The organism is Agarivorans sp. QJM3NY_33, assembly GCF_050870865.2.
In the GTDB taxonomy this organism is placed as follows: Bacteria; Pseudomonadota; Gammaproteobacteria; order Enterobacterales; family Celerinatantimonadaceae; genus Agarivorans.
The window spans coordinates 3,239,610-3,264,718 of record NZ_CP194039.2; the positions used below are offsets into that span (position 1 = coordinate 3,239,610).

Genomic DNA, 25,109 nt, shown 5'->3' on the forward strand with positions numbered 1-25,109 from the left:
CCCATCCAATGTGCCGAATTACCCAACAATATTCAAGCATTATTCAGCAATTTATAATACTTTTCACTAACAAGTCACAATCATACTCGAACAAATTCAAGCGCTAAAAAAATGTGACGAATGTCTGTTTTTTTATTTTTAAAGATCGTATGCTGAAAGTGAAATAATTACTAGATAGTCTTTGGGAGGCTTATGATTATTGATATTACCAGCAAAACAATCTCCATTACCCCAACCATTCGTGAGCATATTGCCACGCGCTTTGAAAAGTTAGAAAAAAACCAAATCCCATTAATCTCACCAAAAGTTATTATTATTAGCGATAACAAGAAGGTTAAGGTAGAAGCTAAAATTAACTTACCCAATGGACAACTATTTGCCAGTGATGAGCATCAGGACCTCATCACCGCCATCAATAATCTTGGACACAAGCTAGAGCGACAATTACATCGCTTCCAAGAGAAGCCAAATGCACATCGAGCGAGTCGCTCAGGAAAAGAATTCCTAAGAGAGCCTGCCGAGATTGATGATGGCGAGCCGAATAACGATGATGAAGAAGCCGCATAGGCTTTCGATAATACAGTAATACCAGGCATCAATTTGCTTGGTATTACTTGACTTTAAGATGATTGCTTTTTAGTCTGGTCGCATGAAAATATTTACAATCCGATTTTTGTTTGGTTTCTTTTTTACTCCACCCTTTTAGGGAGGCGGACGGAATTGGTGTAAAAACGAAAACACACAGATCCATAAAGCCTCCTACCGGGAGGCTTTTTTTTTACAGGGAATAATAAATGGCAGACTTAGAGCAGATCCGAACAAAAATCACCGAGCTCGACCAAAACTTATTAAGCTTATTGACTGAGCGTCGCCAACTCAGCGTTGAAGTGGCTAAAAGTAAAATTGAATCCCCAAAGGCGATTCGCGATCAAGAACGTGAACAACAACTACTGGTTAAACTGATCACCAAAGGGCGCGAACTTGGCCTTGATGCGCACTATGTCACCCAGCTTTATCACACCATCATCGAAGATTCGGTTCTGTCACAGCAAGCATTTCTGCAAGGGATAACCAACCCCGATAAACTTGCACCAGCGGTACGTGTCGCCTTCCTGGGCAACAAAGGCTCATATAGCAATATCGCCACCCATCAATACTTCTCTCGTTACAAAAAGCAAATTGTTGAATTTGGCTGTAGTGGTTTTCAGGATATTGTCGATACCGTCGAGTCTGGTCAAGCGGATTACGGCATGTTACCGATAGAGAACACCAGTTCTGGTAGTATTAACGAAGTTTATGATGTGCTGCAACACACGAGTCTCTCAATTGTTGGAGAACTATCGATTGCCATTGACCATTGTATTCTTGCAAACCCTGAGGCAAAGTTAGAACAGGTAACCACCTTGTATGCGCATCCCCAACCCTACCAGCAATGCAGTCTATACCTGCGAACACTGCCCGGAACCCGAGTTGATTTTGTCGATAGTTCCTCTAAAGCGATGGAAATGGTCGCCGCCAGTGATGATCTGAGTATCGGCGCGATCGGCAGTAAACTTGGTGGAGAGATGTATGGTCTGCGAGCCTTCAAAACAGATATTGCCAATCAACAACAAAACTATACTCGTTTTATCGTCGTTTCACGCAAGCCGATTGAAGTTGCAGATCAAGTCCCTGCTCGCACGACCTTTATTATGTCAACAGCCCAACAGCCAGGTTCACTGGTTGAAGCCTTGCTGGTATTGCGTGAGCACAGCATTAATATGAGTAAGTTAGAATCTCGCCCGGTACAAGGTAATCCATGGGAAGAAATGTTTTATGTCGATGTATCGGCCAACGTTAATTCCCCACAAATGCAAGCGGCTCTTGCAGAGTTAACCCGCCTAACCCGCTATATTAAGGTGTTAGGCTGTTATCCCAGCGAAAATGTTGATCCAACCCAGATCCCGCTGGCGATACTCGCTCACCAACAAAACTCAGGAACAGAAACACCGAGCTTAATTAAAACCATTCAGGCTGATGGCGCGCTTTCGAGTCGCAGTCATAAACAAGTGAATACCGTGGTACGAGTCGGTGATGTGAAAATAGGAGGGGGAGACTTTATTACTTTTGCTGGCCCCGGAGCAGTTGAGTCGGAGCAACAAATCATCAACTGTGCAGCAACGGTAAAAGAAACAGGAGCCGCTATTCTCGCCGCAGGTTGCTTTAAACCACGCAGTTCACCCTATAGCTTTCAGGGACTAGGAGAAGAAGGTTTAAATTATCTCAATACCGCAGGCAAAAAATATCGGCTCCCCATCATGACGGAAGTGAGTTACGTCGACCAAGTCGCCGCCCTTGCCGCTAAATCAGATATTTTGCATGTTCGTTCACGCCATATGAAAAACTTCCATTTGCTGAAGGAATTAGGCAAGTCGACTCGTCCAATTGTGTTGGAACGTAACAATATGTGCTCCCTAGAGGAATGGTTACATGCTGCTGACTATATTCTAGCGCAGGGCAATCAACAGGTGATTCTGTGTGAAGCCGGCGTTCGAACGCTAGAAGGCAAAACCAAGACCACCCTCGATTTAGGCGCCATCAGCCTGTTACGCGAAAAAACTCACTTACCCATCGTGGTCAATCCAGGAGAAGTAGTAGAGAACATCGAGTCTATCGCCCCCTTGGCCAAGGCCGCAAAATTACTTGGTGCAGACGGAGTAATTTTATGTACTCACCCGGCCCCTAGTGAAGCGAGTGTTGATACCGATAAATCACTGGATTTTAATCAATTCAAACAACTTATGGCGGAGCTTTATTAAACACTTCGCTGGTCATTTATCTTGCTTCAATCAAGCCAGCGCTAAGGCGCTGGCTAATTCAACTCTCCTTTCCAAAGACCAACCTCGCCCTTAGTTGACCCGTTATTTTCCTTCCTATCACCCATTTAGGTGATGCGTGAAAATGGCCTCTTTTATATCTTGAGGTCGCCAAATCTATCACTTTGGCAGATCAACTCATAAAGGGACAATCATGAAAAAACTACATCCTTTAGCCTTAGCAGTTGGGATGGCGATAAGCTTAAGTGGCTGCGGCGGAGGTGAAGATAAACCACCGATTGGCCAGTTAACACTCGAAGCGACCGCCATCGACGGCTATCTACAAAACGCTTCAGTTTGGCTGGATATCAATGGCGATTATATATGGAACAATCGAGAACCAATTGCGACATCAGGAGAAGGCGGCAAAGCGATTCTCATTGTTAGCGACTACCCCGATTACGCAAAATACCCCATTGTAGTCAAGGCAATTGCAGGACAAACTATCGACGAAGACGCGCCAGAGCAAACCATTAGTTTTAGTTATCTCATGGCTGCTCCGGCAGGACAAACCAAGATATCGCCGCTCTCAACCTTAGTGCATCTCGCAATGCAAAATGATAGCGAATTAAGCGTAGAACAAGCCAAGCAGGCAATTGCGAATGACTTGCATATTGATCCTGAAAGTATCCTCGGTGACTTTATCAGTCAACAAAACAGTGAAACAGCACGCTATGCGCAACTACTCGTTGAAGCGCAATTAATGCCGATTGATAGCCTGTCGGCGGGTGCGGCCAGTCAAATCGTCGAAAGCTATCAACAAAATAAACAATTGCTTGCAAGCGTCACTGAAGAGGAAACCATCATCATTAACAACGGTGAACTGGCAAAGGTGATTGACGACGACGATGACGATAACGATGGCGTATTAGATAAACAAGATCGTTATCCGAATAATGCCAATGAAATAAGCGATAGTGACAACGATGGCATCGGCGATAATGCTGATAAATTCCCCAACAATGCCAGTGAAACCCAAGATTCAGACAACGATGGTGTCGGTGACAACCATGATAATTGTAAAAATGTCGCCAATAGCCAGCAGACCGATAGCAACGACAACGGCATAGGGGATGCTTGTGAGCCCAAGCCAGCCGCAACTTTTGATAAGGCCGTATTTGACCAAGCTACATGGCAATAATTTAAAAATATCTAAAGGACCAGATAATGAAAAAGTTTAATAATTCACTCTCAATGCTCACCTGCTACATCGTACTAAGCACTGGAATAGCTGTCGCCGATACAAGCCCCACAACTTTAACCACGTTTAAAGCAGGAGAGACCATTAAAGCCAATGAGATGAACGGCAATTTTAGCTACCTAGAGCGCTTGGCAAACTCAAGTACCACCCCAAACAATCAGGCCATTACGCTCGATATTGACTGTGCTAGCAATGCCGATGCGCTCAACGATTACTTTGCCAACCCTGGCTCGGAGCGTTTTGTGAGTTTAACGCTAACAGGAACCTGCGGCGGTGATGGCAATGCTGAACTTGTGATCAGTCGTGACAACATTAAAATCACTGGTGGTAGCATTGATAGCTTAATCAAAGTCGTTGGTAAGCAGGATGTGAATATCATCGGCACCAGCATTTTAGGCAACACCGATAGTAATCGTGCAGCCTTCATCGATGCAGGAAGCGCCGTCTATTTTGAAAATAACACTTACCCTGCGGGCAGTGAATTACTGGCGACAGGAACGTCATCGATCGTATATAACGATGATGTCGACGGTTTAAAGTTTGTTGCAACTTTATCATCTCGTTTATTCTTTTTTTCTCCCGAAGGTAAAGCGCAACTGATCCTACTTGATACCGCAAGCAGCATGGAATATACCAATTTAAGCAGTGCTGAATTAACCGCAAGTAACGCATCTGGATTCAAGCACCTTGGCGAAGGTTCCTTGCTGGCTGATAACTTGCGAATACGCACCAATGCAGGCGGTACCGTATATAATGCCAGCATGGCAAACGAGTTAGACCTATTTAATAATGGTGGTCTATTAATCGAAGGCGATCTAAGAGCGGACACAGTTTATATCGGTAGCTCTTCCTCTTTGGGCGGAAACACAATGACTGCCAACAATATCGAATTGGAAGGTAATGCCTCGATCGACGTAGATGCTATCGGTACACTCAATGACCCCGTTGCAGAACTCACGCTTCGCTCAGGCTCTAGCCTATGGACCAAGCAAGTCTACGCAGACAAAGTGGAACTTCAATCTGCGAAAGTCGATGCCGCCAATTTCACCATAAACAGTGCTTTGTTTGTACGTAACGCTAGCGTCATTTCAAATGAAAGCTTTGTACTTGGTAGCACCGCGAGCAGCAATAGTGACTTCGGCGGATTTAGCTATTTTGAACTTGCCTACCCGATTGATGCTATGTGTAACAATTTTAACCGCTATGCCAATGTAGATGGCTGGTCATACGCCAGCAATAAAGGCTTTCCCAACGATTGTCCAAATATGAACTAAATCATGGTCAATTGATCTAGATGCTAACTTTTTACAGTTAGCATCTAATTTTGCTTTATCTTTGTCGTCGGTCTAGTTAACGTGATTTTCATTTCCTTAGACGAAAGCATCGAATGAAAGGGTATTATGCACAACACGGAGCCACTATCTGAACACCTTATCGCTAAGATTTATGATACCTCACTAAACCCTGCATTATGGCCTGAATTATTAGAACAAATTGTTGAACTACTGCCCCGATTATCATCTCAACAGCAAGTCAGCGAGCAGACAATGCTGAGTATGGGGGCTGGACAACTGCACACGATAAGCCCCATCTCACCAACTGCGTCATTCGAACACTTAGTCGACCACTTACAACGCAGTGCTCAAATTTGCCAACAACTAACCAAAGAACAAGATCAACAAGCCTTACAGCAACAACTATTTGAGCAACTTCCCTTACCCGCTTTGCTTTTATCCGCAGCGGGTGAAGTATTGCAACTCAATCAACAAGCGCGACATGCCTTAGAAAAAACCACCGCAATAAATTTATACAATAATCGACTGCAATTAGCCGAACACCATCTTCAGCGACAATTCAATCAAGCGATTGAGCAGCTATCCGCCGCCAACCCTCAACACCACTCATTAACTCTGCAACTCCGTGAAAGTTTCCAAGCGCAACCGATTAGCTTAAACCTCTCAAGAGTCATGGATAGATGGCAACAGACTGGACAAGTACTGGCATTAATCGCCTGCGCGGAAGCACAGGTGGAGCTTGATCTTGAAGGTTTTGCTTTAAGCTACAACATCAGTCCTGCGGAATTACGAATTGTGGCACTACTGCTTGAAGAACGCACTCTGCATCAAATTGCCGAAAAAAATAAAGTCTCAATCAATACCGTACGCAGCCAATTGAAAGCTATTTTTGCGAAAACTGGCTGCCATAGGCAAAGCGAACTGATCAAACTTGCGCTTACAAGTAGCGCCACCAACAAAACATCAGTATCCACTGTCACCAGTTTATTACAACAGCAACACCTGAACGCGCCTTGTTACCACCATCAACTGAAACTCGGCGAACGCCAGCTTGGCTATAGCGATATTGGTCGAAGCAGTGACCTGCCGCTTATCATGTTCCATCCGAGCACGGGTTCAAGGCTGCAACAACACCCCAATAAAAACTTGATATATGAGCAAGGGCTGCGATTAATCACTGCTGATCGCGCTGGGTTTGGCCTCACAACAGCAAGCGATAAACCTTGCTTGGAGCAATCGGCCCAAGACGCTCTACAACTCGCGGACCGATTAGAACTGGAAAAGTTTTGCGTCGCGGGGTTCTGCGGCGGCGGACCATTTGCTTTAGCTCTCACAGCACTGGCCCCTGAACGTATCATTCACACAACATTGATTAGTAGCGTGACGCCTTATCAACCAATCAAACTACTACATGGGGTAAAAACCAGTAATAAACTATTGGCTTATATCGCACTCAATGCCCCCAGTATTATCCACCCACTATTTACATTTATTGCGCGTAATGTAATGGACAATCCTGAACGTTACTTCGATCAAGTTTACCAATTTTTATGTGAAAGTGATGCCAATGCCCTTTCAGAGCCAGAGCTGATGAATAACTTTTTATTAGCTTTTCGAGAAGCGATGCGCCAAGGACCGACTGCATTTTCTCATGAACTTACTTTATTAAGTCAAGACTGGTCAATCGACTTTTCAGCCTTAGAAACCCCCATCAGCATGTGGCATGGTAGCCAAGACCAGCACGTCCCTGCTCAACTCGCTCGTTTATTGTGTAACGCGCTACCCAATACCAAACTATATGAATTGAAACCACATGGTCATCTGCTGATTTATCATTGCTGGGACAAAATACTCAAGCATATAAAAGAAAGCCACCACATGGCTGAGCAATGCGTCGTGTAGATAGTTCACCTAACGGTCTGCTAGGACAGATTCATTGCGACGTGACACGCCCCTGAATTTGCCTCTGCTATACATCTAGGTCGCACCTATATTTAACAAAAGCATCCGCTAAAAAGCAAAAACCCAGCAAGGCGCTGGGTTTTAGTCTCAAGGGTCACGACTAAAAACGACCGGGGCCTCTGCCACCGCCGAAGCCGCCCATCCCACCTGGAGGCATCATCCCTTTCATTTGGCCCATCATTTTACGCATGCCACCTTTACCCGACATCTTCTTCATCATTTTCTGCATTTGAGTAAACTGTTTTAATAACTTGTTTACATCTTGAATTTGAGTCCCAGAACCAGCAGCGATTCGACGCTTACGCGAGCCCTTAATGATCTCCGGTTGCTTACGCTCACCCGGTGTCATCGAGTTAATGATAGCTTCCATTTGATTGGTCAACTTATCATTCATTTGATCTTTCACGTTAGCGGGGACTTGTCCCATACCGGGCAACTTATCCAGCATGCCCATCATGCCGCCCATATTCTTCATTTGAACCAACTGCTCGCGGAAGTCTTCTAGATCAAACCCCTTACCCTTTTGTACTTTTTTGGCAAGTTTTTGCGCTTGATCTTTATCAACCTTACGCTCAACTTCTTCAATCAACGATAAAACATCACCCATCCCTAAAATACGTGACGCAATACGATCTGGATGGAAGGGTTCTAGAGCGTCGGTTTTTTCACCAACCCCCATAAATTTAATCGGCTTACCAGTGATATGACGGATCGACAGCGCCGCACCACCACGCGCATCACCATCGGTCTTGGTTAAGATCACACCAGTAAGCGGCAGTGCTTGATTAAAGGCTTGAGCCGTATTTGCAGCATCTTGGCCAGTCATCGCATCCACCACAAATAAGGTTTCGACTGGGTCAACCGCTTGATGCAAGGCCTTAATTTCGTCCATCATGTCTTCATCAACATGTAAACGACCAGCGGTATCGACGATTAATACGTCAGCAAACTGTTTTCTCGCTTCTACAATGGCTGCGTTGACAATATCCACCGGGTTTTGTTTTTCGTGACTCGGGTAGAAAATTGCGTCCACTTCTGTGGCGAGGGTTTCTAACTGTTTGATCGCCGCCGGACGATAAACGTCGGCACTGACCACCATCACTTTTTTCTTTTCACGTTCTTTCAGATACTTAGCAAGTTTGGCGACACTGGTGGTTTTACCCGCCCCTTGTAAACCCGCCATCATCACCACGGCTGGCGGTTGTACCGCCAAATTGAGGCTTTCGTTAGAATCCCCCATCGCCGCTTCAAGCTCTTGCTGTACGATTTTAACAAATACCTGGCCTGGGCTAAGGCTCTTGTTAACTTCTTGACCTAAGGCACGTTCTTTTACTTTTTTTACAAACTCACGAACCACAGGTAAAGCAACGTCGGCTTCCAATAAAGCCATCCGAACTTCGCGTAGCGTATCTTTGATATTGTCTTCGGTTAAACGGCCACGGCCACTAATATTTTTTAAGGTTTTCGAGAGTCGATCAGATAAGTTTTCAAACATGCTTTTTCCTGTTGATCATATAACGAGCATCGTTCAGCGCTGGCATTATACCCTAGGGCCTGTTTATCTTTCGAGATTATTTTTGCAGCTGTTTATCGGATCTTGCGAAAAGGTGGAGCCTACACCGCTGAGCCAGTCGACAAAAGCAAGCAATAGCGCGTCGAAAATGGTGAGAAATGCCGCATGGAGGCTTCAACCCAAAGCTTTCAATTAAATTTTTCTCGCTTTAAGGAGAACCTATCACCATGATTTAACGCCGTTTCTCACCGAAAAACACCAATCACCAAAGATCAATGGTTAGCAAGCAACATTTTCTAAACGCTAATTCTAGCTCTGATTGGATAGGCCGAGTATACTGATTTCAAACAATTAGTTAGTTAGCTTTAAATCATGAATGTATTGGTACTCCCTACCACCATATTTTATCTATTAGCATCCTATGTATGCATTTCTGGGCTGCTGAATAAACAGGCTGGCGCCAATAAGTGGCTGTGGCTAAGTGCCGCCTGTGGCATGGCTCTGCATGGCATATGGGAATTTCAGCATTTATTTTTAGCCCAAGGCCAAGACCTTAGTCTATTCAATGTCGCAGCCTTAGTGAGCCTATTAATTTCCTTGAGTGTCACCGTACTGGCGAAGCCCTTTAAACTTTGGTTTATCCTTCCAGTTGCTTACCTATTTTCGATTATCAGCATATTTTTAGCGGTATTAATTCCAAGTGATTATATTCTTCATCTAGAGCTAAAACCGCAGGTGCTGATCCATATTTGCGTCGCGCTTGCAACATTCACGGTGTTAATGATTGCCAGCCTTTATGCCCTGCAAATGGCCTACCTAGATTGGACGTTGAAGCGGCATAAGCCTGGCGCAATCCACCCTGCGTTACCTTCATTAATGAGAATTGAGAAACAACTATTTACTCTAATTCGACTAGGTTTTGTATTACTCAGTATCTCGCTACTCAGCGGCTTCATTTTCTTAAATCAGTTTTTTGCCCATGGGCAGGCTCATAAGGCACTGTTTAGCCTATTGGCCTGGATAATTTACGCTAGTTTATTATGGGGACAACATTATCGGGGATGGCGAGGTAAAACAGTGGTTGTGATGACTGTCAGTGGCTCAATCTTGCTCACTCTCGCCTATTTTGGCTCACGCTTTGTTAAAGAAATCATCATCGGCTCATAAACATCACTTGACAGCCCTTAAACTCAACATATAAATTAGTCCCTTATATTTACCAAGGATTTTCCTGTTTGAACGACATCTCAACGAGTAGCTTATTAATACTGCTCGTGTTCCTCATAGTTTGTTCTGCTTTTTTCTCTAGCTCCGAAACTGGCATGATGTCGCTTAATCGATATCGGCTTCGGCACTTAGTCAATACCAAACATAAAGCGGCAAAACGGGTCGACAAGCTATTACAGCGTCCTGATCGGCTGATCGGTTTGATCCTTATTGGCAATAACTTAGTTAATATTTTGGCATCAGCAATTGCCACCATTATTGGCTTACGCCTATTCGGCGATGTCGGTGTAGCGATCGCAACACTGGCACTAACCTTCGCCATTTTGATTTTTGCTGAAGTCACACCAAAAACCATGGCGGCACTCTACCCTGAACGGATTGCCTTTCCAGCCTCACTGTTACTTCGCCCACTCATGAAATTGCTATTCCCTGTGATTTGGGCCACCAATGCAGTGACGAATGGAATATTACGCCTGTTGGGTGTGAATCCGAATAGCAAGGGCGATGAGGCTTTAAATCCTGATGAATTACGCACCGTAGTCGATGAAGCGGGGACGATGATCCCGAAACGCCACCAAGACATGCTACTCAGTATTCTCGATCTAGAAAAAGTCACCGTTGATGACATTATGATCCCCCGCAACGAAATTGCAGCGATCGACATCAATGACGATTGGGATAGCATTCTTCGGCAACTCACTCAAAGTACGCATACTAAAATCTTGCTATTTCGCGACTCTATCGATGACTCGGTTGGTTTTGTCCACTCTAGGGATGCGCTGAGGCTGCTATCTCGTGAACAATTTGATAAGACCTCAATGTTACGCGCGGCCAAGGAAATTTATTTCATCCCAGAAGGCACCCCACTTAATGTACAGTTATTAAAGTTTCAACGCCGCAAAGAGCGGATTGGGCTAATTGTTGATGAGTATGGTGATATTCAAGGCTTGGTGACGCTTGAAGATATTCTGGAAGAAATTGTGGGTGACTTTACCACGAGCATGGCACCAGCCCCCAGCGATGAAATTCATCCACAAATTGATGGAAGCTACTTAATTGAAGGTACGGTTAACATTCGCGACCTCAATAAAGAAATGGCGTGGTCTTTTCCTATTGATGGTCCTAAAACCTTAAATGGTTTGATCATCGAATATTTAGAAGATATCCCTGAAGCCAACCTATGCTTGAGACTGAGTGGCTATCCCATAGAAATTGTTGAAATTGAAAATAATACGGTGAGCCTAGCGCGAGTTATGCCTGCTTTTTATAACAAACCCAAATCAAATTAAAGCAACTAAAAAGCCAGCATTTTGCTGGCTTTTTAGTTTTATAAGCGCCTATTGATACCAATCTAACTCATTAGCTATTCATTCTTACGGGTCTAAATCACCGCTAACTGCGTGATGTATCTTGTAATTAAAACCACGAGTTACTTCACTTCATAGCTTGTTATCAGCAGATTTATTCTGCGCAATAAGTTGATCATATAATGAATCAGATTTGGTATTAAAGGGTTCCCAAAATATCTTTAGATAAGGCTAATTGTTCGTTTTTGTTCACACTAATACCACGTTCAATGATCTGACTCGCGATAGCTTTGGCTTCATCCAAAGAGTGCATGGTATAAGTTCCACATTGATACTCATTTAGCTCAGGAATATCATTTTGATTTTTCACCGCCAATACATCATGCATCGAAGCTAACCAAGCTTCAGCCACCTGCTGCTCGGAAGGGCTTCCAATCAAGCTCATATAAAAACCAGTACGACAGCCCATAGGAGAAATGTCGATAATTTCAACCTGCTCAGAATTCAAATGCTCACGCATGAAGCCTGCATACAAGTGCTCTAGCGTGTGGATACCACGCTCTGACAATATCTCTTCATTAGGCACACAATAGCGAAGGTCAAAAACGGTAATCGTATCATTGCTAGGGGTAGCCATGGTTTTGGCGACTCGAACCGCAGGTGCATGCATACGGGTATGATCAACAGTAAAACTATCTAATAAAGGCATGATTATCTCTCTCGGATATACTCAGCTAAGCGGAGTTTAATTTATAGGGTATTCAAGCAAAAAATAGCCGCCATAGCCAGCTACTATCTAGATCTTCTTTACATTTACTATATTGTGCGGCATAACGCTTAGACCGTTGGTCAACCCGATTGGCAACCTTGACGAGCCACTGCTTTTGTTTATAAGAGCCCCGTTTATATCCCCCCCAACCTTCATGGTAGTTAAGATATTGATTGCGAGCATCCCACTTGGAAACACCATTAATTTTATGAGTCTTATAAGTAAACCAGCCCATAAAATCGATGGCATCATCAAAATTACTCCGCGAAGACCATGAGTTACCCGTTTCTCTAACATAGTCTTCCCAAGTCATAGTCTTTGCTTGGCTATAACCATAGGCCGAACTCGCACGCCCCACCGGAATAAAGCCAAACCAATACTCCATCGGTGGTCGAGCATTATGTTTAAAGCTCGACTCTTGGTACATCATTGCCAAAGGAACATGGACCGGCGTTCCCCACTTCTTATTCATTTTTTTGGCCGACTGATACCAATCACTTTTTTCCTCAAAAATACTACATATATTTTCGGGATCTCTCGGCGGGGCACTACTACACCCCGCCAGCATTGCCAGCCCAAGCGAGGCTAATAAACAGCGTGTCATCCGCGTCAGGTTTACAGGTTTATTGATTCGCATTTTCAAAATACTTTATTAAAAATTGGTCAAAATCCATATCATCCGCTGCTTCTATCGACTGCTGCTCGATAAAGCTCCGCTTAGCCATGGCCGCAAAATCTTTTTCTTGCCAGTTAGTCGGTTGATGATTCAGCATCTGTTGACGATATTCTGCCGCCCACCGCAAGCCCAAATGACTATTATCTGCAGCTTGTGTAGTTAACAAGCGTAAAAAATATGCTGAATAGCTATTATCGTTGCTCACATCTTGAATAGCTTCTGCTAAAGCCGTCGCAAAATCAGGCTGACTACGCTTGATATCGAGTAGCTCGGCAGCTTGTTTCATATAAAAAAACAGTTCTTCAATATGCTGCGGCAATGGCTGCTGTTTACCTGCAATATTGAGTTCAAGAGAAGGGTTACGCCCTTGAATAGCGACTTGGTTAAAGTTGTCTCGACAAGCTTGTAATTCGGCATGACTCATCGCCGGTGAGTCCATTAAGGTACAAGCCAATAACAAACAATCAATCACCCTCACTTGTGCTTCGGTGACACCAACCGCACTGTAGGGATTGACATCTAAAGCGCGAATTTCAATGTATTCAATACCGTCTGCTGCCAACGCTTGTGAAGGAGTTTGACCCGGTTTGGCCACTCTCTTAGCTCGGATAGGAGCATATAGCTCATTCTCAATTTGTAAGATATTCGCATTCAGCTGACGATATTCACCATCGACCTTTACCCCTATATCAGCAAAGCCATCAGAGTGAGTACTCACCGCTTCCCGAACACTATGCACGTATTCCTCAACGCTATTATAGTTAATCTCTAACTGGTTTTGATCCGCGCTGGTATAACCCAAATCACTCAAACGTAAGGAGGTTGCAAAGGGAAGGTACAAAGTACCTTTCCCCATGTGCTGAAAGTCTAACTGACTTTCAGCTGCATTCATGAAGGAACCACAAAGAGCTGGAGATGCACCATACAAATACGCAACCATCCAGCCAAAACGGTAGAAATTGCGGATTAATCCCATATAACGTTGCGAGATAAACGCCGATAAATCTTGGCTATCCCCTTCAACTTTTTGCAAAGCTTGCCAAAAACTCGAAGGCAACGAAAAGTTATAATGAAGCCCCGAGATCACCTGCATCGCACTCCCATAGCGATGACGTAATCCCTGTCGATAAACATGCTTCATTTTGCCGATATTTGACTGACCATAGTCAGCCAAAATGATATCTTGCTCATTCCCAATATAACAAGGCATGCTAAGCGGCCATAGACACTGTCCATCGAGTTTTTTTAATGCTTGATGATGTATATCAGTTAAACGCGATAACAACTGCTCTACACTATCAGAAACTGGGGTAATAAATTCCAGCAAGTTTTCAGCATAATCGGTGGTAATCAAAGGGTGAGTTAAAGCCGCACCAAGTTCCTTTGGATGACCATTGCTAGCCAACTTACCTTGCTCACCTATTCGCAAAGCTTCTCGCTCGATACCACGTTGAATACCCTGTACGCCGGTATCCGCCATTGCTGCGCTTAATTGCGCAAGCCGTCTAGAAAACTGTTGAGTCAAATTCAAACTCACTATTTGTTAAAGCGCTTGGTGCAGCAAAGCATAACGAGCTTAGCATCCTTTTACCACCCTAAGCGCGGGTCCATTTACAATGCAAGTTGTTGAACAGGCATACCTAATTTGTTTAACTGTGGCAACAACTGTTGCTTGTCACCCACCACAACGATGATCATCTGTTGTGGTGATAAATATTTTGACGCGAACTTTTTCAAGGTCTCACGACTAATTGTCGCGGCAATCTGATTCTGCTGGGCAACAAAGCTGGGATCCAGTTGATGTACCTGCATCTGCATCAAAAATGACGCTTTTTGGGAAGGCGTTGCGTAAGCCAGCGCTTCTTGTTGAGACACCGCACTACGCATATAGGCGAGTTCTTTATCTGTCGGCCCGGTGGTTGAGTAATGTTCCAGCTCGGCAAGTAATTCTTTAATTGCATCAGCGCTTGCATCTTGACGAACATCGGTAGAAATCACAAAACTACCGCCGTCTTCAAAACCGGAGAAGCCACTGCTCACCCCATAGGTGTAGCCCTTATCTTCGCGCAAATTCATATTGATCCGGCTGTTAAAATTGCCACCAAAGTTAAAATTCATTAAGTTGGCTTTGAAGTACTCACCCGTTGCATCATAGGGCATCGCCAAACGACCAATACGGATTACCGATTGCACCGCACCAGGCTTATCAATCAAATAAATCGTCGGCTTACTGACTGATTCGGTAATGCGAAGATGACCACTAGGACTCGCTTGACCACGCCATTTCTGTTGCAAGGGCTGTAAGGCTTGCTCCATTTGAGCTTGCCCCAAGTTACTCACCACAACCAATTGACTTCCCATCGGCTGGTAATGACGCTGCCAAAATTGCTTCACATCCTCGAGACTAAGCGCGCTAACACTCTGCCTCGTCCCGGCACTGGATGTTGCAAGCCGGCTGCTTTCACCAAAAATCAGGCCCTGACTCGCAATACTCGCCAACCAACTAGGTCGGTTATAATTCTGCTCAATGCTTTGCAAATGACGGGCTTTCTCACGTACAAACTCTTGCTCATCGAAGGCCGGCGTTAACAAACGTTGCTGTAAGATATCCAGCACTTGAGGCAGGGTTTCGGTCAGTGAACTCAAACTGATACTTTGACTATACAAACCAGAACCAAAACTAATTGAGGCCCCCAACTCATCTAATTGGTCTGCTAACTCTGCGGCGCTATGGCCTTGAGTGCTTTGCATTAACATTCTTGCGGTTAACTTGGCCAATCCTTCTTGACCAGGCGCTTCGGCGAGACTACCTCCGGGTAAGCGAAACTGTAAGGTGACCGTTGGTGTTGCTTGCGCAGAGGTGCCTAATAGCTGTAAACCATTACGGAGCTGACCGTGCCACAAGGGTGGCAATTTTACCGTTAGCGCCGGTCCCGCACTGGGTTCAATACTTCGGTCAAAACTATCGACGACTTTAGCCTGCTTCAATTGCTGTTCATCGATATGTTGATACACAGGCAGTTGGCGCGCTTTTGGCTGATAATTATCAGGCCCAGCCAATAACTGTCTTTGGCCCTTAGGAACCACACTCATCACGACCCGCGGTTTATCCAAAATATACTGCCGATATGCCTGTTGCACTTGTTGATCATCGACATGCTCAAATTGTTCTAGTACTTTGCTCACATAAAGCGGTTGGCCAAAAAAAGTTTCACCATAAGCCAATTGGCTGACCACATCAGAGACGCTTTCTAAGCTATAAATAGTAGAAGCCTTGAGTGAACCGCGAACTCTTTGTAAGTCAGCCGCATCCATCCCACGCGCAGCCACTTTACTAATGGCTCGGTCAACTTCTTGCTCTAGCTGAGCTAAGCTCAGACCCGCCTGCGGATTAGCCCGAACAGCGATCGACAAGGTACAAGCCATTTCTCGACAATAATGAGAACTATATGCCGATAGTGCTTTACCGCTTTCAACCAATGATTGATACAATAATGAACTTTTTCCACCGCCTAATATCTCAGAAAACATATCCAAGGCGACTTCGTCTTTTGCTCCCGCGAACACCGTTGGGTAGCTGATGTAGAGTAAAGGGATATGCACCCGATCTTCTAAAGAAATATAACGAGTCTCACTCAATTGAGCCGGCCGCGGTTTAATTTTAGGAACTTCTGGTCCGGTCGGGATCGTCGCAAAGTACTTATTAACCCAAGTCAGCGTTTGTTCAATGTTGATGTCACCACCAATACTAAGCACCGCGTTATTCGGACCATACCAACGTAAGAAAAAAGCTTTAAGATCGTTTACATCCACTCGATTTAAATCTTCGATATAACCAATTGGCTGCCAAGAATATGGATGATCTCGAGGATATAAGGCTTCATCGACCCGCTCCGACAATAAACCATAAGGCGCATTATCAACCCGTTGAGCGCGCTCATTTTTAACCGTAGCACGCTGGATTTCGAATTTCTTTTGACTGACCGCATCAAGTAAAAATCCCATCCGGTCGGCTTCCAACCACAACACTTTTTCAAGTTGATTCGCCGGCACGGTTTCATAATAATTAGTACGGTCTTTGGTGGTCGATCCATTCATCGTACCACCAGCCTCATTGATGATCCGAAAGTGCTCCTGATCTCCGACGTGTTTTGAGCCTTGGAACATCATGTGTTCAAAAAAATGAGCAAATCCTGATTTCCCGACCACTTCGCGATTCGAACCGACATGATAAGTCACATCAACATGTGCTAAAGGCGCGGAATCATCTTGATATAAAATGACGGTTAGACCGTTTGCCAAACGATATTTTTTATAGGCAATCTGGAGTGCTCCGTCACTTGCGGGCGAAGCTTCAACTAAGGTCACACCTGCTGGCAACGTTGGCAACTGTTGCGTGTCAAACTGCGAGCATCCAACAACTAAGTAAAGAATGCTAAAAACACTCAACCATCTAAGCACTATTGTTTCCTCATTTATAACAATTTAAATCGACGCGAGTGACGCGCCGAAGGCTAATATCAAACCGTAGCGAGCCGTTTTACCAATCAACATCGCGATCGCGCATTGCCAGACCGACAACTTAGCGGCCCCAGCCAATAAACACAAAAGATCACCCACCAGCGGCAACCAGCTCAACAGTAAGCTCCAAGGGCCGTATTTATTCAACCAGAATTTAACCTTCGCTTGCCGAGCTAAATTCGGAGGGCCAACCAAACGCCGTTTGAGCGAAGCCATTAAGCCCCACCCCATAGCGAAACTGAATAAGCTACCCAAGGTATTGCCAACACTCGCCACAACTAGCAGACTTAACCAACGCTGTGGATATTGTAACAACAATGTACTAAACAACAGTTCCGAGCTTCCTGGCAGCAAAGTCGCCGAACTAAAAGCGCTAAAAAACAGTAAACTTAACAAAATAATGACCGAGCAGCGACCGACTTTTTTTGGACGCCCCTGCAATTTCGTGGACAACACCGACTAGAGCTCTCGCCGCTTTCAGCAGGCAGAGCACTTAAGCAGGCGATGAAAACAGTACTTTCTGCAACCAACACCAATGCTATTGAGCCAACTTAGAGTGAGGCTGTAACTGTTTCAAGCCTTGCAAGACGAGAGCTGCGACAACTTTTGCACCTTCGGGTTGAAAATGAGTATTGTCACTTTTACCCTCTGGGTATGCTTGGTAAATCCCTGCAGGAAGATTCATAAAATAGTGTTCAGTGACATAATCACGCCCCTGCTGTGAAAAATATTTAGCCGAAGAGCTCGTCAAATCAATCAAATCTACCTGGAGTTGTTTCGCGACTTCCTTCATTGCTGCGGGATATGCTCCATGAGCACTCCCTAAAACTGCACCAGACCAAGGATAGTTACGGGTCACTGGGGTAACAAGGATTGGGACAGCCTGCTTTTGACGAGTTTGCGCAACAAATAAACGCAAAAACTGCTGATAACCCTGAATATTGACATAGCGCTCTGGCTTTTCAAGCGCAGCATCATTGTGACCAAATTGAATCAATACCAAATCATTCGGCTGCAAGGCATGGTATACCGCTTCCCAACGGCCTTCTTCAAAAAAAGTTCGACTACTGCGCCCCCCCTTGGCGCGATCATCCACCAGCGCTTGTTCACCAGAAATCAGCGCAATATCCGCCAAATTGTCTTTGGTCAACAAAGGTTGAAGAACTTGCCCCCAACCCGTTAAAGGATAACGATGACTCATATAAGCTGACTCAAGAGAATAGTCAGTCATCGTTGAGTCACCAACTAAATAAATCGTAATACTTGGCATATCCTGCTCTTTACTGCGTACTGAAAAACTAAGGGAGAGTAACATCGCGAGTAATATAGTGATGGTCTTATTCATAATCGTGGACTCTCTGGACAACTTGATAACCGCATTTACTCAAGTGTAAGATGCTGATCAAAGTACTTATTTGGCCACAGTGGTCGTACATCAACAACATCCATAGAAGCCGCCTTCGCCGCCATGATGCCAGCGTCAGCATCTTCAAACACCAAACAGCGCTGAGGCTCAACATTCATTAACTTCGCGCACAACAAGAAAGTATCCGGCGCGGGTTTATGAGCATCGACCAAATCAGCGCCAACAATGGCAACTAATTGCTCAGCGATGCCTAATTTATTGAGCAAGAACTCCGCTTCCTGCTGAGAAGCACCAGTGCCCACAGACATCGGTTTTTTGCCCTGAAAGTGATTAAATACAGTCAATAACGGCGTCGCCTGTATTTCTGCATGAACTAAGTCCTGATAGTGCTGATTTTTCGCTTCTACCACCGCATCCACTTTAATCCGTGTCATATTGGCCTGCGCTAGTAAATTTTCTACAGTTTGTTCCGCTGGCATACCACTCATCGCCAACATTTGCTGCGCGGTGTAAGGAATCGCAAAATGCTTTAATACTCGCTCCCAAGCAGCTTGATGCTGTTGCAACGAATCGATTAAAGTCCCATCCATATCAAAAATAAAAGCGTCATAATCTTGGTATTGTTGGATATTCATTGTCTACTCGAAATTATCTAGAACTAAACAGCAGCCCTTTCAGCCGATCATCATACCAACAAGCCTTCATAAAATAGACAAAAATAATTTGTAAATACCGCCGTACAGCTAAGGCAAACAACAAATCGCTAGCCAGTAGATGCCCACAGAAAGAGTCAACTGAAAAACACACAGTCGCTTTCCACGGGGATAAATTTAAAATGCCCAATGCAGAATCCTTGTCTTAAGCTCTGGTCACCTAAATTTCAAAGTCTTATCTGGGGTTAAGCAGCATGATGTAAAACCAACACGCGAGAAGCGTCTCGAAAATAACACGAAACTAGGTTGAGTTTATATTTTTAGGTTAAACTAACATTATTCAAACAGTTAAGAGTAATAATGGAAAAACTATGGTGCGTTTCTTCTTAGTTCCTTTGCTACTTACAATACTGTGGACGTTATTTTTGTTCCACTACGGTCTAAGTTTTAAACAAGGTCGAAAAGGATATTATTGGATCATCGCAATCAGCAGCCTACTCATTGGCTTTTTCGGCGTCATGATGTGGTTAACACGTTAAGCATAAAAAAAGCTTGCCTAAGCAAGCTTTTTTTAGATGGTTAGAGTATTAGCCACCAACTAAGGATAGTAATACCCCGGCGGCAACTGCGCTACCCAATACTCCGGCAACATTCGGTCCCATCGCATGCATTAATAAGAAGTTATGAGGATTAGCCTCTAAACCGACCTTATTGGCGACTCGGGCCGCCATTGGCACTGCCGATACACCAGCAGCCCCAATCAATGGGTTAATATTCCCCCCCCCGACACGATTCATCACTTTCGCCATCAACACCCCTGAAGCGGTACCAATAGCAAATGCGATCGCCCCAAGCCCCAAAATCCCTAAGGTTTCAACCGTTAAGAACTTGTCAGCTGACAACTTAGAACCAACGGCCAAACCAAGGAAAATGGTTACAATATTAATCAGTTCGTTTTGTGCAGTTTTGCTTAAACGATCAACCACGCCACTCTCACGCATTAAATTCCCCAGACAAAACATCCCAACCAAGGGCGTTGCCGCTGGTAAAAACAGAATCGTTAAGCCAAGCACTGCGATTGGAAAAATTATTTTCTCCCGCATGCTAACTGGGCGTAATTGTTCCATTTGAATTTCACGTTCTTGTTTAGTCGTCAACGCGCGCATAATAGGCGGTTGAATAATCGGAACCAAGGCCATGTAAGAATAAGCAGCTACCGCAATCGCGCCCAATAAATCAGGCGCCAATTTAGAAGCTAAAAAGATAGCCGTAGGTCCGTCGGCACCACCAATAATGGCAATCGCAGATGCGTCGGCAAGCGTAAAGTTAAAACCAGGCACCCAGTTTAAGGCTATCGCGCCAAATAAAGTCGCAAAAATCCCGAATTGAGCGGCGGCACCTAATAACAACATTTTGGGATTAGCAATTAATGCCCCAAAATCCGTTAAAGCCCCCACCCCCATAAAGATCAATAAAGGGAAAACGCCAGTTTCGATCCCCACATGATAAATGTAATACAGTAAACCACCCTCTTCAGTAAAACCTGCGTTAGGAATGTTTGCTAATACTGCACCAAAGCCAATGGGTAATAACAATAAGGGTTCAAATTTACGGACAATCGCCAAATATAGCAGTAATAAACCCACTGCCATCATGACCACCTGACCAAGCTCAAAATTGGCGATACCCGTTTCGAGCCAAAGCTTCATTAATCCTTCCACTGTCGCTCCTTTATGCGATGCTAAGCAGGATTTCGCCTACCGCTACCGCATCACCTTCTTTAACTAGAACCTCTGCAACCACCCCGGTTTTAGCGGAACGAATTTCGGTTTCCATTTTCATTGCTTCCATGATCAACAATACGTCACCTTCCTGAACTTGCACCCCAGGTTTGGCCAAGACTTTAAAAATATTTCCAGCTAATGGTGCCGGCAGTGCTTCACCGCCAGTTGGGACCGCCACAGGGCTTGCAGGCGCAGAAGAACTTACAGCCGCCACTCCATCAATGGAGCCTTCAGGACCGACATCAACGGTGTAAAGCTGCCCATCGACCCGTACCGAATAAGTCTCGACAGAACCTTGCTTAACAGCAACCGCGGGCGCGGGCTTAACGTCATCGGCGCTAGGCATCGGCTCAAAAGCGGATGCATCGCCACGATTCTCCAGAAATTTCAAGCCGATTTGTGGGAATAAGGCATAAGTTAAAGCGTCGTCAATCACCGCATCTGCCAGCTTAAAGCCTTTGTCTGCTGAATGTTGTTTTATTTCAGACTCTAAACGTTCCATTTCAGCTTCGAGTAAATCAGCTGGACGACAAGTAATGGCTTGTTCGCCATCAAGCACTCGTTTTTGTAGTTCACTATTGAGTTCGCCGGGAGCTTTACCGTAATGACCAGTTAAAATACCAGCCGTCTCTTTGGTAATGGTTTTATAGCGCTCCCCGGTAAGCACATTAATCACCGCTTGCGTGCCCACAATTTGTGAGGTTGGCGTGACTAGCGGGATATAACCTAAATCTTTACGAACTTTAGGGATCTCTGCCAGTACTTGGTCCATTTTATCGGCCGCACCCTGCTCTTTCAGTTGGCCTTCCATGTTCGTCAGCATCCCACCAGGCACTTGCGCAATCAGGATCCGAGAATCAACCCCCTTCAAGCTGCCCTCAAACTTCGCATACTTCTTACGAACTTCACGGAAGTAAGCGGCAATGGCTTCCAATTTCGTCAGATCTAAACCAGTGTCACGCTCAGTCCCTTCTAGCATCGCCACGATGGTTTCTGTTGGGCTATGTCCATAGGTACAGCTCATCGAAGAAATGGCAGTATCAATAATATCCACCCCGGCTTCAATGGCCTTCATATGAGTCGGTAGACTTAAACCCGTGGTCGCATGACAATGCAAAGCTATCTCTACGTCAGTATCGGCTTTCAGACGTTTAATTAATGCCTCAGCTTCATAAGGCTTAAGTAGGCCAGACATATCCTTAATTGCAATCGAATGACAACCAAGGTCTTCCAAACGCTTCGCCAAATCAACCCAGTTTTCGATAGAGTGAATCGGACTAGTGGTGTAAGAAATCGTTCCTTGGGCATGCGCCCCACAATCAAGCGCCGCTTTTACCGCCGTTTGAAAGTTACGAGGATCGTTCATCGCATCGAAGATACGAAAAACATCCATCCCATTTTTAACTGCGCGCTCTACAAAACGTTCGACCACATCGTCAGCATAATGCCGGTAACCCAATAAATTTTGTCCCCGTAGCAACATCTGTTGCTTGGTATTTGGCATGGCTTTTTTCAGTTCTCGCAGACGCTCCCATGGATCTTCACCCAGATAACGAATACAAGCATCGAAGGTCGCCCCACCCCATGTCTCCAGAGACCAATAACCAATTTGGTCTAATTGCTCAGCAATGGGCAACATATCTTCAATACGAAGACGGGTTGCTAGCAATGATTGGTGCGCATCACGTAGCACAACATCGGTTAAAGCAAGTGGTTTAGACATTGCGTTAAATCCCCTTTAGTTATTGAGCCTTCCGGTACTGTTGAACCGCTGCAGAGATCGCAGCAACAACGGCGGTATTATTGGCTTGTTTAGTCGAAGTAGAAGACGAGTGACTAGGCTTGGTTGGTTCGATCAATGGCGGAGCTAATTTGGCAAGACCTAAAACGGCTAAAATAAGCAACGATAGGAAAGCAAACACGGCGACCATCCCGATCCCCATAAGTGTGGCTGCTTCCAACAACAGCTCGGTCATATCTATCATATTATTAATCCACATCCTTTAAGATTGCCGTAAGAATTACATGCAAACTGACAAAAATCAAACTGGAATTTGAATAAATATTCAAAATATTAGTATTGTTAATTTTATTTTATCAATAGGAAAATTCATAATCTAGTGACGGCGAAACCTGACAAGGCTAAATAAGCTATATATTAACAAGCTGTTAACATTCATCGCGATACAGATTATTGTCCGATTTATAAGCTAATTTACCAGCTTAGCTAAACTAAAAGAAGCCTGCAGGATCACAACAGTTACAAAATGAAGCTGAATAAGAGATGAATACCAATTTCAACTAGAGATCCTAACTTCGTAATATAAAAATGTCCCCTATAAACCATCAAATTATTCACAAGCAGGTATCACTAAAGGCTAAAAAAATACCCTAATTTAAAAACCTTAGCGCGCTATCAATGATAGCTATGAAGCCAGCTTCGACAAATTAATATCAAATAATAGTGAGGGACTTGGCTTTTAAGCAAAACGCAACAAAAATGAATCAACTCATTGAAGAGGCCGCCGTCTGCGCGCAGATTCAAAGCTATCGATCAACCAATAACAATTCTAAATATCGATGTCATTCATCGAATGTCGATGATGATTAGCTGAGCGCAAATACAATATTTGTAAGAGCATAAGCGCATCGAAACCGCTTTAGAGCAGTAAACAAAAGAGAAGTCATAGAAAGGAGATGGCGCGCGTGGAAGGATTCGAACCTCCGACCGCCTGGTTCGTAGCCAGGTACTCTATCCAGCTGAGCTACACGCGCACAGATAACACTTGAATAAAAAACTCACATTAATGGTGAGCCTCTTAAAGAATGGCGCGCGTGGAAGGATTCGAACCTCCGACCGCCTGGTTCGTAGCCAGGTACTCTATCCAGCTGAGCTACACGCGCGTTGAAATCGATGGCGGTGAGGGAGGGATTCGAACCCTCGATAGGGCTACAAACCCTATACTCCCTTAGCAGGGGAGCGCCTTCGGCCACTCGGCCACCTCACCACGATTTCACTCCAACAAAATCAGCATAACACTGATTTTAAGAAGAATGGCGCGCGTGGAAGGATTCGAACCTCCGACCGCCTGGTTCGTAGCCAGGTACTCTATCCAGCTGAGCTACACGCGCGCAAAAACACTGCAATATAAGAATGATCACTCATTCTATTGTAAATAATGGCGCGCGTGGAAGGATTCGAACCTCCGACCGCCTGGTTCGTAGCCAGGTACTCTATCCAGCTGAGCTACACGCGCACAGAAACACTTGAATAAAAAAAGCTCACATGAACTATGAGCTTTTAAAATAATGGCGCGCGTGGAAGGATTCGAACCTCCGACCGCCTGGTTCGTAGCCAGGTACTCTATCCAGCTGAGCTACACGCGCACAAAAAAACTGTTTATATAAGAACGACCGAAATCATTCTACTTTAAATATGGCGCGCGTGGAAGGATTCGAACCTCCGACCGCCTGGTTCGTAGCCAGGTACTCTATCCAGCTGAGCTACACGCGCGTTGAAATCGATGGCGGTGAGGGAGGGATTCGAACCCTCGATAGGGCTACAAACCCTATACTCCCTTAGCAGGGGAGCGCCTTCGGCCACTCGGCCACCTCACCGCGATTTCGGATGCAGATATTACTGCTTCCAAAAATATAGTCAAACCTTTTTTGCCAGTTTTCTTTTGTTCGTACAGCTTTCGAACAGTTCGCTGTATTTTTGATAGATATACGTCCAAAAATGCAGCGAGCACAATTCTTTCTGAACCAGCAAGCGAACCGAAGAACACCGCATAAACAACACATCAGGCGATATATCTTGCTGCACTGTTTTCAATCAAATGGTCAAACCAAAGCCCCCGAGAACATCAGATGACACAATAAACTTCAAAACATCATTTACCAAACCCGACAAACCCGATCGAAGTGAAATCGATTGATGACGATGTGAGCATTACTCATACGCATTTAAATAGCTAAAT

General features: G+C 44.7%; 18 protein-coding genes, 8 tRNA genes and 1 other annotated feature. Of the genes, 7 read left to right on the forward strand and 19 right to left on the reverse strand.

The genetic code is table 11. The features are described from left to right. Nucleotides 1–192: 192 nt before the first annotated feature. The 5 genes from hpf (at nt 193) to ACRRSY_RS14580 (ending at nt 7,253) form a co-directional block, all read left to right on the forward strand. Nucleotides 193–567 carry a ribosome hibernation-promoting factor, HPF/YfiA family gene (hpf, locus tag ACRRSY_RS14560; RefSeq protein WP_432452509.1) on the forward strand — a complete coding sequence of 125 codons (375 nt, stop codon included), beginning with the start codon at nt 193–195 and terminating at the stop codon, nt 565–567. Between the two features lie 86 nt (nt 568–653). Beyond that, nucleotides 654–780: a sequence feature (Phe leader region), on the forward strand. Between the two features lie 14 nt (nt 781–794). After that, nucleotides 795–2,798, forward strand: coding sequence for a 3-deoxy-7-phosphoheptulonate synthase (aroF, locus tag ACRRSY_RS14565; RefSeq protein WP_432452508.1), 2,004 nt, complete (start codon nt 795–797; stop codon nt 2,796–2,798). A gap of 211 nt (nt 2,799–3,009) precedes the next feature. After that, nucleotides 3,010–3,996 carry a thrombospondin type 3 repeat-containing protein gene (locus ACRRSY_RS14570; RefSeq protein ID WP_432463550.1) on the forward strand — a complete coding sequence of 329 codons (987 nt, stop codon included), beginning with the start codon at nt 3,010–3,012 and terminating at the stop codon, nt 3,994–3,996. Nucleotides 3,997–4,022: 26 nt separating this feature from the next. Next, on the forward strand, nt 4,023–5,330 hold the full coding sequence (locus ACRRSY_RS14575; RefSeq protein WP_432463551.1) for a hypothetical protein: 1,308 nt from the start codon (nt 4,023–4,025) through the stop codon (nt 5,328–5,330). 126 nt (nt 5,331–5,456) lie between these two features. Next, nucleotides 5,457–7,253 carry an alpha/beta fold hydrolase gene (locus ACRRSY_RS14580; RefSeq protein WP_432459710.1) on the forward strand — a complete coding sequence of 599 codons (1,797 nt, stop codon included), beginning with the start codon at nt 5,457–5,459 and terminating at the stop codon, nt 7,251–7,253. A 160-nt stretch (nt 7,254–7,413) separates the two neighbouring features. Here ACRRSY_RS14580 and ffh read toward each other — a convergent pair whose 3' ends face one another. Further along, nucleotides 7,414–8,808, reverse strand: coding sequence for a signal recognition particle protein (ffh, locus tag ACRRSY_RS14585; protein WP_432452504.1), 1,395 nt, complete (start codon nt 8,806–8,808; stop codon nt 7,414–7,416). Between the two features lie 390 nt (nt 8,809–9,198). Between ffh and ACRRSY_RS14590 the strand changes: the two genes are divergently transcribed. Together ACRRSY_RS14590 and ACRRSY_RS14595 are read left to right on the forward strand one after the other, a co-directional pair. After that, nucleotides 9,199–9,993, forward strand: coding sequence for a cytochrome C assembly family protein (locus tag ACRRSY_RS14590; RefSeq protein WP_432463552.1), 795 nt, complete (start codon nt 9,199–9,201; stop codon nt 9,991–9,993). 68 nt (nt 9,994–10,061) lie between these two features. After that, nucleotides 10,062–11,342 (forward strand): HlyC/CorC family transporter, encoded by a 1,281-nt coding sequence (locus tag ACRRSY_RS14595; protein ID WP_432452502.1) that lies wholly within the window; start codon nt 10,062–10,064, stop codon nt 11,340–11,342. Nucleotides 11,343–11,559: 217 nt separating this feature from the next. Here the strand turns inward: ACRRSY_RS14595 and luxS are convergent, their stop codons facing one another. The 18 genes from luxS to ACRRSY_RS14685 form a co-directional block, all read right to left on the reverse strand. Beyond that, entirely contained in the window at nt 11,560–12,069 is a 510-nt protein-coding gene (luxS, locus tag ACRRSY_RS14600) for an S-ribosylhomocysteine lyase (RefSeq protein ID WP_432452501.1), read from the reverse strand. A 52-nt stretch (nt 12,070–12,121) separates the two neighbouring features. Continuing rightward, on the reverse strand, nt 12,122–12,733 hold the full coding sequence (locus ACRRSY_RS14605; protein WP_432456169.1) for a hypothetical protein: 612 nt from the start codon (nt 12,731–12,733) through the stop codon (nt 12,122–12,124). A gap of 19 nt (nt 12,734–12,752) precedes the next feature. Beyond that, nucleotides 12,753–14,330, reverse strand: a complete 1,578-nt coding sequence (gene gshA / locus ACRRSY_RS14610) for a glutamate--cysteine ligase (RefSeq protein WP_432463553.1) — start codon at nt 14,328–14,330, stop codon at nt 12,753–12,755. A gap of 86 nt (nt 14,331–14,416) precedes the next feature. Next, nucleotides 14,417–17,266, reverse strand: a complete 2,850-nt coding sequence (locus ACRRSY_RS14615) for a M16 family metallopeptidase (protein WP_432463554.1) — start codon at nt 17,264–17,266, stop codon at nt 14,417–14,419. 24 nt (nt 17,267–17,290) lie between these two features. Further along, the gene (locus tag ACRRSY_RS14620; protein ID WP_432452498.1) at nt 17,291–17,782 is read right to left on the reverse strand and encodes a YqaA family protein; all 492 of its coding nucleotides are present in this window, start codon (nt 17,780–17,782) and stop codon (nt 17,291–17,293) included. Nucleotides 17,783–17,864: 82 nt separating this feature from the next. Beyond that, nucleotides 17,865–18,671 (reverse strand): rhamnogalacturonan acetylesterase, encoded by an 807-nt coding sequence (locus ACRRSY_RS14625; RefSeq protein WP_432463555.1) that lies wholly within the window; start codon nt 18,669–18,671, stop codon nt 17,865–17,867. Nucleotides 18,672–18,706: 35 nt separating this feature from the next. Continuing rightward, nucleotides 18,707–19,327, reverse strand: coding sequence for a beta-phosphoglucomutase family hydrolase (locus tag ACRRSY_RS14630; protein ID WP_432452496.1), 621 nt, complete (start codon nt 19,325–19,327; stop codon nt 18,707–18,709). A 605-nt stretch (nt 19,328–19,932) separates the two neighbouring features. Continuing rightward, a complete protein-coding gene (locus ACRRSY_RS14635) occupies nt 19,933–21,066 on the reverse strand; it encodes a sodium ion-translocating decarboxylase subunit beta (RefSeq protein WP_432452495.1) in 1,134 nt (377 codons plus the stop codon). Between the two features lie 10 nt (nt 21,067–21,076). Continuing rightward, complete coding sequence (gene oadA / locus ACRRSY_RS14640) at nt 21,077–22,852, reverse strand: sodium-extruding oxaloacetate decarboxylase subunit alpha (protein ID WP_432452494.1); 1,776 nt, start codon at nt 22,850–22,852, stop codon at nt 21,077–21,079. A 19-nt stretch (nt 22,853–22,871) separates the two neighbouring features. Next, nucleotides 22,872–23,114, reverse strand: a complete 243-nt coding sequence (locus ACRRSY_RS14645) for an OadG family transporter subunit (protein ID WP_432452493.1) — start codon at nt 23,112–23,114, stop codon at nt 22,872–22,874. Between the two features lie 713 nt (nt 23,115–23,827). Beyond that, nucleotides 23,828–23,904: transfer RNA gene (locus ACRRSY_RS14650), tRNA-Arg, on the reverse strand. A 52-nt stretch (nt 23,905–23,956) separates the two neighbouring features. Further along, a tRNA-Arg gene (locus tag ACRRSY_RS14655) sits at nt 23,957–24,033 on the reverse strand. A gap of 11 nt (nt 24,034–24,044) precedes the next feature. After that, a tRNA-Ser gene (locus tag ACRRSY_RS14660) sits at nt 24,045–24,137 on the reverse strand. Nucleotides 24,138–24,184: 47 nt separating this feature from the next. Next, nucleotides 24,185–24,261, reverse strand: a tRNA-Arg gene (locus tag ACRRSY_RS14665). Nucleotides 24,262–24,309: 48 nt separating this feature from the next. Continuing rightward, nucleotides 24,310–24,386: transfer RNA gene (locus ACRRSY_RS14670), tRNA-Arg, on the reverse strand. 53 nt (nt 24,387–24,439) lie between these two features. Continuing rightward, nucleotides 24,440–24,516 (reverse strand) — tRNA-Arg (locus tag ACRRSY_RS14675). A 50-nt stretch (nt 24,517–24,566) separates the two neighbouring features. Further along, nucleotides 24,567–24,643, reverse strand: a tRNA-Arg gene (locus tag ACRRSY_RS14680). Nucleotides 24,644–24,654: 11 nt separating this feature from the next. Next, nucleotides 24,655–24,747, reverse strand: a tRNA-Ser gene (locus ACRRSY_RS14685). Nucleotides 24,748–25,109: the final 362 nt, after the last annotated feature.